Source organism: Streptomyces sp. NBC_00310, from assembly GCF_036208085.1.
Lineage (GTDB): Bacteria > Actinomycetota > Actinomycetes > Streptomycetales > Streptomycetaceae > Streptomyces.
Genome location: NZ_CP130714.1, coordinates 3,012,547 through 3,023,052 on the forward strand (window position 1 = coordinate 3,012,547; position 10,506 = coordinate 3,023,052).

Genomic DNA, 10,506 nt, shown 5'->3' on the forward strand with positions numbered 1-10,506 from the left:
GTACGCCGTTGTACGGGACGTATGGGTGTGACCGTCAGGTCACCGTTGTGAACCTCTGGCCCGAAGCCCTCTGGCCCGAAGCCCTCTGGGCCGTCAGACCATGAGCGAGCGGTCCGTCGGGCGGATCGGTGCGGGCAGTTCGCTCGCGCCCGAGAGGAAGCGGTCGCAGCCCTGGGCCGCCGAGCGGCCCTCGGCGATCGCCCAGACGATGAGCGACTGGCCGCGGCCCGCGTCACCGGCCACGAAGACGCCGGGGACGTTGGTCTGGAAGTCGGCGTCGCGGGCGATGTTGCCGCGCTCGTCGAGGTCCAGGCCGAACTGGTCCACCAGACCGTTGTCACGGTCGGTGCCCGTGAAGCCCATCGCCAGCGTCACCAGCTGGGCGGGGATCTTGCGCTCCGTGCCCGGCTTCGGGGTCAGCCTGCCGTCGATGAACTCCACCTCGGTGAGGTGCAGCCACTGGACGTTGCCGTCCTCGTCGCCCTCGAAGTGGGTCGTGGAGACGGAGTAGACCCGCTCGCCGCCCTCCTCGTGCGCGGAGGTGACCTTGTAGAGCATCGGGAAGGTCGGCCACGGCTGGTTCGCGGCACGGTCCTCGCCCGGCCTCGGCATGATCTCCAGCTGCGTGACGGAGGCCGCGCCCTGGCGGTGGGCGGTGCCCACACAGTCCGCGCCCGTGTCACCGCCGCCGATGACCACGACGTGCTTGCCCTCGGCCGTGATGGGGGGCGCCACGAAGTCGCCCTCCTGCACCTTGTTGGCCAGGGGCAGGTACTCCATGGCCTGGTGGATGCCGGCCAGCTCGCGTCCGGGGACCGGGAGGTCACGGGCGGTGGTGGCGCCCGCGGCGATGACGACGGCGTCGTACCGCTTCTTCAGGTCCGTCGCCTTGAGGTCGCGGCCGATCTCGATGCCCGTACGGAAGCGGGTGCCCTCCGCGCGCATCTGCTCGATGCGGCGGTTGATGTGCCGCTTCTCCATCTTGAACTCGGGGATGCCGTAGCGGAGCAGACCGCCGATGCGGTCCGCGCGCTCGTACACCGCGACCGTGTGACCGGCCCGGGTCAGCTGCTGGGCGGCGGCCAGGCCCGCGGGGCCCGAGCCGATGACCGCGACCGTCTTGCCGGACAGGCGCTCCGGGGCCTGGGGCGCGACGTCGCCGCTGTCCCACGCCTTGTCGATGATCGAGACCTCGACGTTCTTGATGGTGACGGCCGGCTGGTTGATACCGAGGACGCAGGCCGACTCGCACGGCGCCGGGCACAGCCGGCCCGTGAACTCCGGGAAGTTGTTCGTCGCGTGCAGCCGCTCCGACGCCGCCGCCCAGTCCTCGCGGTAGGCGTAGTCGTTCCACTCGGGGATGAGGTTCCCGAGCGGACAGCCGTTGTGACAGAACGGGATACCGCAGTCCATGCAGCGGGACGCCTGCTTCGAGATGATCGGAAGCAGCGAACCCGGAACGTAGACCTCGTTCCAGTCCTTGAGACGTACGTCGACGGGGCGGGACTTGGCGACCTCGCGCCCGTGGTTCAGAAAGCCCTTCGGGTCAGCCATTGATCGCCGCCTCCATCATCTTCTCGGTGATCTCGGTCTCGGAGAGACCGGCCTGCTCGGCGGCGGCCTTGGCGGCGAGCACTGCCTTGTACGTGCTGGGGATGATCTTGCTGAAGCGCTCCACGGCGACGGGCCACTCGGCGAGCAGCTTCTCGGCGACCGTCGAGCCGGTCTCCTCGGCGTGGCGGCGCACCACGTCGTGCAGCCACTGCTTGTCGGTGTCGTCGAGGGCCTCGACGGCGCCCGCGTTGCCGACGTTGACGTTGTCGCGGTTCAGGTCGATGACGTACGCGACGCCGCCCGACATACCGGCCGCGAAGTTGCGGCCCGTCTCGCCGAGGACGACCGCGTGGCCGCCGGTCATGTACTCGCAGCCGTGGTCGCCCACGCCCTCGGACACCACCAGGGCGCCGGAGTTGCGGACGCAGAACCGCTCACCCGTACGACCGCGGAGGAACAGCTCGCCGCCGGTCGCGCCGTAGGCGATGGTGTTGCCCGCGATCGTCGAGAACTCGGCGAGGTGGTCGGCGCCCCGGTCGGGGCGGACGACGACACGGCCGCCGGAGAGGCCCTTGCCGACGTAGTCGTTGGCGTCGCCCTCCAGGCGCAGCGTGACACCGCGCGGCAGGAAGGCGCCGAAGGACTGGCCCGCCGAGCCCGTGAAGGTGATGTCGATGGTGTCGTCGGGCAGACCGGCCCCGCCGAACTTCTTCGTCACCTCGTGGCCGAGCATCGTGCCGACCGTGCGGTTGATGTTGCGGACCTTGACCTGGGCGCGGACCGGCTGGGCGTCGGTCGCGTCCGAGGCGGCGAGGGCGTCGGCGGCGAGCTTGATCAGCTCGTTGTCGAGCGCCTTCTCCAGGCCGTGGTCCTGCTCGATCACCTGGTGGCGGACGGCGCCCTCGGGCAGGTCGGGCACGTGGAACAGGGGCTCCAGGTTCAGGCCCTGCGCCTTCCAGTGGTTCACCGCGCGGGTCACGTCGAGCGCCTCGGCGTGGCCGACGGCCTCCTCGATGGAGCGGAAGCCCAGCTCGGCGAGGATCTCGCGGACCTCCTCGGCGATGAACTCGAAGAAGTTCACGACGTACTCGGCCTTGCCGGCGAACCGGTCGCGGAGCGTCGGGTTCTGCGTGGCGATGCCGACCGGGCAGGTGTCCAGGTGGCAGACGCGCATCATGACGCAGCCGGAGACGACCAGCGGCGCGGTCGCGAAGCCGAACTCCTCGGCACCGAGCAGCGCGGCGACGACGACGTCACGGCCGGTCTTCAGCTGGCCGTCGGTCTGCACGACGATGCGGTCGCGCAGGCCGTTGAGCAGCAGCGTCTGCTGGGTCTCGGCGAGACCGAGCTCCCAGGGACCACCGGCGTGCTTCAGCGACGTCAGCGGCGAGGCACCCGTACCACCGTCGTGGCCGGAGATGAGGACGACGTCCGCGTGTGCCTTGGAGACACCCGCGGCCACGGTCCCGACGCCGACCTCCGAGACCAGCTTCACGTGAATCCGCGCCTGCGGGTTCGCGTTCTTCAGGTCGTGGATCAGCTGGGCCAGGTCCTCGATGGAGTAGATGTCGTGGTGCGGCGGCGGGGAGATGAGGCCCACGCCCGGCGTCGAGTGACGCGTCTTGGCGACCCACGGGTAGACCTTGTGGCCGGGCAGCTGACCGCCCTCGCCGGGCTTGGCGCCCTGCGCCATCTTGATCTGGATGTCGTCCGCGTTGACCAGGTACTCGGAGGTCACACCGAACCGGCCGGAGGCGACCTGCTTGATGCTGGACCGACGCGCCGGGTCGTACAGGCGGTCCGGGTCCTCGCCGCCCTCACCGGTGTTGGACTTGCCGCCCAGCTGGTTCATGGCGATGGCGAGCGTCTCGTGTGCCTCGCGGGAGATCGAGCCGTACGACATGGCGCCGGTCGAGAAGCGCTTGACGATCTCGGAGACCGGCTCGACCTCGTCGATCGAGATCGGCGCGCGGCCCTCCAGGCCCTCCTTGAAGCCGAACAGGCCGCGCAGCGTCATCAGACGCTCGGACTGCTCGTTCACCCGCTCCGTGTACTTCTTGAAGATGTCGTAGCGGCGCGCGCGGGTCGAGTGCTGGAGGCGGAAGACCGTCTCCGGGTCGAACAGGTGCGGCTCGCCCTCGCGACGCCACTGGTACTCGCCGCCTATCTCCAGGGCACGGTGGGCCGGCGCGATGCCGCTGGCCGGGTAGGCCTTGGCGTGGCGGGCGGCGACCTCCTTGGCGATGACGTCGATGCCGACGCCGCCGATCTTGGTGGCCGTGCCGTTGAAGTACTTCTCGACGAACTCGTCCGCGAGGCCGACGGCCTCGAAGACCTGGGCGCCGCGGTAGGAGGCGACCGTGGAGATGCCCATCTTCGACATGACCTTCAGGACGCCCTTGCCGAGGGCGTAGATCAGGTTGCGGATGGCCTGCTCGGCCTCGATGTCGGAGAGGAACGTTCCGGCGCGGACGAGGTCCTCGACGGTCTCCATCGCCAGGTACGGGTTGACGGCCGCGGCGCCGAAGCCGATGAGCAGGGCGACGTGGTGGACCTCGCGGACGTCACCGGCCTCGACCAGGAGGCCCACGTGGGTGCGCTCCTTGGTACGGATGAGGTGGTGGTGGACGGCCGCGGTGAGCAGCAGCGACGGGATCGGCGCGTGCTCGGCGTCCGAGTGGCGGTCGGAGAGGACGATCAGCCGGGCGCCGTTGTCGATGGCCGCGTCGGCCTCGGCGCAGATCTCGTCGAGGCGCGCGGCGAGGGCGTCACCGCCGCCGGAGACCCGGTAGAGGCCGGACAGCGTGGCGGCCTTCATGCCGGGCATGTCGCCGTCGGCGTTGATGTGGATGAGCTTGGCCAGCTCGTCGTTGTCGATCACCGGGAAGGGCAGGGTGACCGAGCGGCAGGAGGCGGCCGTGGGCTCCAGGAGGTTGCCCTGCGGACCCAGCGAGGAGCGCAGGCTCGTGACCAGCTCTTCACGGATCGCGTCCAGCGGCGGGTTGGTGACCTGCGCGAACAGCTGGGTGAAGTAGTCGAAGAGCAGGCGCGGACGGGCGGACAGCGCGGCGATCGGCGAGTCCGTGCCCATCGAACCGAGCGGCTCACCACCGGTCTTGGCCATCGGCGCGAGGATGATCCGCAGCTCCTCCTCGGTGTAGCCGAAGGTCTGCTGGCGGCGGGTGACCGAGGCGTGGGTGTGCACGATGTGCTCGCGCTCGGGCAGGTCGGAGAGCTCGATCTCCCCGGCCTCCAGCCACTCGGCGTACGGCTGCTCGGCGGCGAGACCGGCCTTGATCTCGTCGTCCTCGATGATGCGGTGCTCGACGGTGTCGACGAGGAACATCCGGCCGGGCTGCAGGCGGCCCTTGCGGACGACCTTGGCGGGGTCGATGTCGAGGACGCCGACCTCGGAGCCGAGGACGACGAGGCCGTCGTCGGTGACCCAGTAGCGGCCGGGGCGCAGGCCGTTGCGGTCAAGGACCGCGCCGACCTGCTTGCCGTCGGTGAAGGTGACGCAGGCCGGGCCGTCCCAGGGCTCCATCATCGTGGCGTGGAACTGGTAGAAGGCGCGGCGGGCCGACTCCATGGAGTCGTGGTTCTCCCACGCCTCCGGGATCATCATCAGCACGGAGTGCGGCAGGGAGCGGCCGCCGAGGTGGAGCAGCTCAAGGACCTCGTCGAACGAGGCGGAGTCCGAGGCCTCCGGCGTACAGATCGGGAAGATCCGGTCCAGCGTCTCCTGCGACCCGAACAGGTCGGAGGCCAGCTGGGACTCGCGGGCGCGCATCCAGTTGCGGTTGCCCTTGACCGTGTTGATCTCGCCGTTGTGGGCGACGAAGCGGTACGGGTGGGCGAGCGGCCACGACGGGAAGGTGTTCGTGGAGAACCGGGAGTGCACGAGCGCGATCGCGGAGGCGAAGCGGCGGTCGGACAGGTCCGGGAAGAAGGGCTCCAGCTGGCCGGTGGTCAGCATGCCCTTGTAGACGATCGTCCGCGCGGACAGCGAGGGGAAGTAGACGTCGACCTCGCGCTCGGCGCGCTTGCGCAGCACGAAGCTCTTGCGGTCGAGGTCGATGTCCGTGGCGGGCACGGCCGCGCCGTCGGCGACGAAGACCTGGCGGAAGGCCGGCATCGTCGAGCGGGCCGTGGCGCCGAGCAGCTCGGGGGCGACGGGCACGTCGCGCCAACCGAGGACGGTCAGGCCCTCCTCGGCCGCGATGGCCTCGATGCGGGCGACGGCTTCCTCGATGCCCTCCTCGGGCAGGAAGGCGATACCCACGGCGTACGAGCCGGCCTCGGGCAGCTCGAATTCGGCCACCTCACGGAAGAACGCGTCGGGAACCTGCGAGAGGATGCCGGCGCCGTCACCGGAGTCGGGCTCGGAGCCGGTGGCGCCGCGGTGCTCCAGGTTGCGAAGAACCGTGAGCCCCTGCTCGACCAGCGCATGGCTCGCCTCGCCGGTGAGGGTGGCCACGAAGCCGACGCCACAGGCGTCGCGCTCGTTGCGGGGGTCGTACATACCCTGCGCAGCAGGGCGAGCATCCATGAAGGACCACTTCTGGCCATTCGCGGAGTGCTGGGACGGCTGGCGCGGCGTACGCATCGGCTCTCCCGTCGTCGTCATCTGGCATATGCGTGTGCCGAGGGACGACGCTGGCCCTCTGCGTAAAGTGCAAAATTTCGTGCAGGTTACATGATGGAACGATTCTCGGGAACCGGATACTTCGTCCCAACATGCGGACGCCAGGGGGGCGCGGAGGGGGTACCGCACACGGTGGCGTGATCAAGGGGAGCCGACCGGACAGATCAGTGTCGGTCGACCGGGGCGCAGGAGGCGTCGTCGCCCACTACTTCAGGTGCTTGGCGGGCGTCGTTGCCCGCGGCGCTTACGGCTCATGCCCAGCGGTTAAGCATTCGAAACCGCCTGGTAACGGCTACTTATGCGGTCCCGCGCATACGTAGCCATCCGATCCATCATACGGCCGCCCCGAACAAGCTGCCCAGGGCGTACGTCACACCCGCCGCGGCACCCCCGAGGGCCAGCTGCCGCAGACCGCTGAACCACCAGGGTCGGGCCGTCACCCTGGCCACCACCGCACCGCAGCCGAAGAGCCCCACGAGCGCCACCAGCACGGCGGGCCACAGCGCGCTCGCACCGAGCAGATACGGCACTACGGGGAGCAGGGCGCCCAGCGCGAAGGAGCCGAAGCTCGACACGGCGGCGACGGCCGGCGAGGGAAGGTCGCCGGGATCGACACCCAGCTCCTCGCGCGCATGGATCTCCAGGGCCTGCTCGGGGTCGTGCGAGAGCTGCCGCGCGACCTCCCGGGCGAGCGCCGGGTCGACCCCCCGGCTCTCGTAGAGCGCGGCCAGCTCCTCCTGCTCGTCCTTGGGGTGCTTGCGCAACTCCCGCCGCTCGACGTCGAGTTCGGCTTCGACGAGCTCCCGCTGCGAGGCCACCGAGGTGTATTCGCCGGCGGCCATGGAGAAGGCTCCGGCGGCGAGCCCCGCGAGCCCGGCGACGACGACCGCCTCCCGGCCGGCCGCCCCGCCCGCGACACCGGTCATCAGCGCCAGGTTGGACACGAGCCCGTCCATCGCCCCGAACACGGCGGGCCGCAGCCAGCCGCCGTTCACGTCCCGGTGGGTGTGGTTGTCACGGTGCGCCTCGTGCAACGCGGCTTCGGTGTCGATGATCGCCACGATCAAGCCCCTTTCCTCACGTCGAACGTACGCTCGGAAAATTGCTTCTGCCAGCAAGGAAGGCCGTACTTACCTGGGTTGACAGTTGTTCGAGAAACCATTGCCGCTCATTCGTACACGAGCCTGCACAGATGTCGACCGGGTGATACGCGGGCGTTCCGGCAGCCGGTGAGGCACCCGATGTGGCAGAGATCTTCACAGCGGAAATCTTCGAAACTCCGAACCCTCCAGACCCTCCAGACCTTCCAGACCTTCCCAACCTCCCAACCTTCAGAGCGGATCAACTGCCCACAGGGCCAGACCTGCCACAGGGCCAGACCTGCCCCAGGGCCAGAGAGGCGCCATATGCCTTCCATCGCCTGCATTCCTCCGGTTCCGGCGCCGGGGGACGCCGCCGACCTCCGCGAACGGGCACGCGGGGCCATGCTCGGGCTCGCCGTCGGGGACGCGCTGGGGGCGCCCGCCGAGAACATGAAACCCTCCGAGATCCGCGCGCGCTGGGGGCGCATCACGGGATACGTGGCCGAGAACCCCTCGGGCACGGACGACACCGAGTACGCCATCTTCTCCGGCCTGCTGCTGGCACGGCACGGCTCGGCGCTCACCGTCACGCATGTGGAGACGGCCTGGCACCAGTGGATCGCGGACCGGGACGAGGGCCCGTTCCGGGGCGCCGGCTTCAGCGAACGCGGCACCCTGGAGAACCTTCGCCGGGGCCTGGCCGCGCCGATCTCCGCCCAGCACCGGCACGCCTGGAGCGACGGCCTGGCCATGCGCGCTGCCCCCTTCGGCGTCTTCGCCGCGGGCCGCCCGGCGGAGGCCGCCCGCCTGGTCGCGATCGACGGCTCGGTCAGCCACGACGGCGAGGGCATCTACGGCGGCCAGGCGGTCGCGGCGGGAGTGGCGGCGGCGATGGCGGGCGCCCCCACCATCGCGGTCGTGGCCTCCGCCCTCGCCGTGATCCCCGACGACTCCTGGACGGCCCGTTCCCTGCGCCGGGCGGTGGCCGTCGCCCACCGCGGCGAACGCGCGGTCCGCTCCGCCGTCGTCATCGGCGGCTATCCCTGGACCGACCTCGCCCCCGAAGCCGTCGCCCTCGCCTTCGGCGCCTACGCGGCGGCCGACGGCGACTTCACCGAGTCGGTGCTGACGGCGGTGAACATGGGCCGCGACGCCGACACGACCGCCGCCGTCGCCGGCGCCCTGGCCGGAGCGACCCGGGGCGCGTCGTCGATCCCGCCCGACTGGACCACCGCCATCGGCCCGGCACGAGGCAGCTGCCTCCCCTCCATGGCAGGCCACCACGTCCTGGACGTGGCAGAACTCCTGGTCCCCGGCGAGGGCGGCAAATGGGGCACCACGGCACGCCCCCTCCACCGCGAAGAGTGGCCCCCGCCCCCTCCGGCCACCTTCACCCCGTCCCCGGCCACCCGAACGGAGACCCCTTCATGACCCCACCCACACCGTGGGACGACACCACACCCGCCCCACCCTCCACACCGCACGAGGAGCCGCCGCGCTCGCCACGCGACGGGACCACACACACGGCGACACCCGGGCCGCACGAGGAGACCACGCACACGGCAACGCCTGCGCCGCGCGACGAGACCACGCTTCCGGCAACACCCGCGCCGTACGACGGGACGATGTCCCGCGCAACACACCCATCGGGGGTGGCGAACACACCCGACGGGACCGATCCGGCGGTCGCGACGCAGGCGGCCGACGGCGACTTCACCGAGTCGGTGCTGACGGCGGGGCCGGCCGAAGCCACACCCTCGATCGCGGCGACGCCGATCGACCCTGGACCCACAGTCCCGGCGCGGCCTGCCGCAGCCGAGCTCACGGTCGTGGCGGAGCCCGTCCGCCGTGAACCGACGGTCGTGGTGAAGCCGCTCGGAGCCGCACCCGCGAGCGCGGCGAAGCCGATCGCCCGGCGACCCGCGGTCGCCGACGGCGAGGTCCCCCCACAGGGGCCGCCCGCACCCGACGACGAAAGTCGCACGGGTGGTGCGGGTGGTGCGGGTGGGAACGAACCGGCCGAAGGCGAAGCCGAGGCCGGTCCGGCACACCCCCCACACCCGCACCCCCCACACCCCCGCCGTATCGAGGGCCTCCTCCTCGGCCTGGCCGCGGGCGACGCCGCCGGCTGGCCCGCCGCCCGCCACCGAGCCGCCCGCATGCCGGAGTGGACCCGCCGCCTCACCCGCGAACTGGACACCTTCGCCGAGCAGAACGCCACCACCACACTCCCGGTCCCCATCGCCCTCAACCAGCCCCCCGAGCCCCTCCGCCTCGGCCCCTCCGACGACGCGGAATGGGCGGCGTTCGCCGCGGAGGCCCTCCTGCGCGCCGGCGACGCCGCCGCCCTCGGCGACCTCAGCCTGGAACGCCGCACCCGCGCCTCGATCGACCTCTCCTGGAACGCCGTGGCCAGCGAGATCGCCGCCGCCGCCGAACGCGCCCCCGAGGTCGAGTCCGCCGTCCTCCCCCTGCGCGCCCGTATCTCCGTACGCGCCGGCCTGGGCAACCTCGCCACCGGTCTGCGCCCACCCGCCACCGGCCACGACAACCCGCACTACTTCGACGACGCGGCCTGCGTACGCGCCTGCGTCCTGGCCGTGGCCCACCCGGGCGACCCCCGACGCGCCGCCGACCTCGCCGAGTTCGACGCCCGCTACACCCAGGACGGCGACGGCGTGCACGGCGCCCGCGCGATGGCCGCCGCGCTCGCGCTGGCGCTCGTCGGCGCGGACGTGGACGACTGCACCGCGGCGGCCCTGGCCGAACTCCCCGCCGAGACGGAGATCGGCCGCAACGCCCGCCACGCCCTGGACCTCGCCCACCGCCACAGAAAAGAAGGAACCTTCGCTCTGGTCCCGCTCCTGGAGCACCAGATCGTCGACCACGTCTACAGCTACGGCATCGCCGCCGCCGAGACCGTCCCCGTGGCACTCGCCCTGGCCACCGCCGCCGAGGGGCGGATCGCCGAGGCCGTCCCCGCCGCCGCCTGCCTCTCCCGCGTCGCCGACTCCGCTCCGGCCCTCGCCGGCGCCCTGACCGGCGCGCTCAGCGGCGGCGCCGCCCTCCCCGACGCCTGGCGCGACGCCTGCCGCACTCTCTCCGGCTGCGCACTCCCCCGCCTCACCGGCACCGATCTCGTACACCTCGCCGAACTTCTCGCAGCCACGGAACTCGCCACCCCAGGTGGATGATTCGGGTATGACGCCCCCAAGGGAAGCAAAC

The 10,506-nt window shown here is 71.3% G+C and carries 5 protein-coding genes; 2 read left to right on the plus strand and 3 right to left on the minus strand.

The features are described from left to right. Positions 1 to 93 precede the first annotated feature (93 nt). The 3 genes from OG202_RS13290 to OG202_RS13300 all read right to left on the minus strand — a co-directional run bounded on the left by OG202_RS13290 (position 94) and on the right by OG202_RS13300 (position 7,260). The gene (locus tag OG202_RS13290) at positions 94 to 1,554 is read right to left on the minus strand and encodes a glutamate synthase subunit beta (protein ID WP_326583502.1); all 1,461 of its coding nucleotides are present in this window, start codon (positions 1,552 to 1,554) and stop codon (positions 94 to 96) included. Continuing rightward, positions 1,547 to 6,160, minus strand: a complete 4,614-nt coding sequence (gltB, locus tag OG202_RS13295; protein ID WP_327730193.1) for a glutamate synthase large subunit — start codon at positions 6,158 to 6,160, stop codon at positions 1,547 to 1,549. The genes OG202_RS13290 and gltB overlap by 8 nt, the downstream gene beginning before the upstream one ends. Before the next feature lie 371 nt (positions 6,161 to 6,531). Then, on the minus strand, positions 6,532 to 7,260 hold the full coding sequence (locus tag OG202_RS13300) for a VIT1/CCC1 transporter family protein (RefSeq protein ID WP_327732279.1): 729 nt from the start codon (positions 7,258 to 7,260) through the stop codon (positions 6,532 to 6,534). 345 nt (positions 7,261 to 7,605) lie between these two features. Here OG202_RS13300 and OG202_RS13305 point away from each other — a divergent pair, with 345 nt between their 5' ends. Both OG202_RS13305 and OG202_RS13310 read left to right on the plus strand, forming a co-directional pair. Beyond that, positions 7,606 to 8,712 (plus strand): ADP-ribosylglycohydrolase family protein, encoded by a 1,107-nt coding sequence (locus tag OG202_RS13305; RefSeq protein ID WP_326583499.1) that lies wholly within the window; start codon positions 7,606 to 7,608, stop codon positions 8,710 to 8,712. 431 nt (positions 8,713 to 9,143) lie between these two features. Beyond that, on the plus strand, positions 9,144 to 10,475 hold the full coding sequence (locus OG202_RS13310; RefSeq protein ID WP_443052344.1) for an ADP-ribosylglycohydrolase family protein: 1,332 nt from the start codon (positions 9,144 to 9,146) through the stop codon (positions 10,473 to 10,475). Positions 10,476 to 10,506 lie beyond the last annotated feature (31 nt).

Excerpts from the sequence above, each read along its gene's own strand:
- gltB (WP_327730193.1), bottom strand. The coding sequence starts at position 6,160 with ATGCGTACGCCGCGCCAGCCGTCCCAGCACTCCGCGAATGGCCAGAAG.
- OG202_RS13290 (WP_326583502.1), bottom strand. The coding sequence starts at position 1,554 with ATGGCTGACCCGAAGGGCTTTCTGAACCACGGGCGCGAGGTCGCCAAG.
- OG202_RS13305 (WP_326583499.1), top strand. The coding sequence starts at position 7,606 with ATGCCTTCCATCGCCTGCATTCCTCCGGTTCCGGCGCCGGGGGACGCC.